At 58.2% G+C, this 1,100-nt stretch carries 2 protein-coding genes and 1 pseudogene; all 3 read left to right on the forward strand.

Going from position 1 to position 1,100, the window contains the following annotated elements:
- Window positions 1-223: pseudogene (locus A3730_RS31060) on the forward strand (carboxypeptidase regulatory-like domain-containing protein); the annotation flags it as partial.
- Between the two features lie 119 nt (window positions 224-342).
- Window positions 343-660: a multidrug efflux SMR transporter gene (locus A3730_RS04715; protein WP_063520322.1), complete on the forward strand. Its 318-nt coding sequence runs from the start codon at window positions 343-345 to the stop codon at window positions 658-660.
- A 104-nt stretch (window positions 661-764) separates the two neighbouring features.
- On the forward strand, window positions 765-1,100 hold a 336-nt coding region (locus A3730_RS04720), incomplete at its 3' end, for a DUF1456 family protein (RefSeq protein ID WP_063537602.1).

Consider the following 1,100-nt stretch of genomic DNA (forward strand, 5'->3'; position numbering starts at 1 on the left):
CCCAACCGGTGAACAGCACCGGGAAATCACCGTACCGCTGTTCGCCCATATAAAAACCACACCGGTGCAAAACTGCCCCTACTTCCATTACCAGCAGCAGCTCAGGCAGTGGATACAGCAACATTTCGACGAGGAAGCACAGCGCCCCTTCCAGGACGCCCTGCTCACGCTCTGCCACGATCCCGAGCACATCGAGAAAATTCTCGCCCCACAGGAACCCTGATTCCGCCCATGGGTCTGAGGAGCTATACTGGACACCAATGGATGCCAGGGACGACCCCGGCAATCACCGCCAGCGCATCAATTACATAACGGGGACGACCCCATGACAGGAGACACGTCATGGCATGGGCCCTGGTTATTCTTGCAGGCATTATTGAAACTGGCTGGGCGCTGGGTTTGAAGTCCAGTCACGGCTTTACCCGCCCGCTTCCCTCACTGCTTACCCTCATCGGCATGATCGCCAGTTTCTGGCTATTGGCAAAAGCCATGCAGACCTTGCCCGTGGGCACCGCCTACGCGGTGTGGACCGGCATCGGCACCGTCGGCACCGTGCTACTGGGTATTCTGCTGTTCCAGGATGCGGTTAACGCCCCACGGTTACTGTGTCTGGGGCTGATCCTGGTCGGTATTGTGGGGCTGAAAATTTTTTCTCCCTGAGCCTTCTGCGGACATGCAGACGTGTCCCCGCCATCGGTTCCCTGTACTATTACGCTTGAACCATGGCGGTCACGCCCCTCCGTTTCCCTCACCACAGGTCCCGCATGCTCAATAACGACGTCCTCCGCCGCACCCGGTACATCTTCGATTTCGACGACACCCGCATGATCGGCGTCTTCGCCGAAGCCGGCGAAACCGTCACCCGGGAACAAGTCAGCGACTGGCTGAAAAAGGACGACGACCCGGCCTTTCAGAAATGCACCGATCGCACCCTGGCGATTTTTCTCAACGGCCTGATCAATGCGCTGCGCGGAAAAAAGCCCGGGCCACAACCGGAACCGGAAAGCCGCCTCACCAACAACATGATTTTCATGAAACTGAAAATCGCCCTGAACCTGCAGGCCGAAGACGTGCTGGCGGTGCTCGAACTGGCCAACTTC

The sequence above is a fragment of the Alcanivorax sp. HI0044 genome (genome assembly GCF_001634945.1).

Coding starts and splice junctions, on each gene's coding strand:
- A3730_RS04715 (WP_063520322.1), top strand. CDS start 343: ATGGCATGGGCCCTGGTTATTCTTGCAGGCATTATTGAAACTGGCTGG.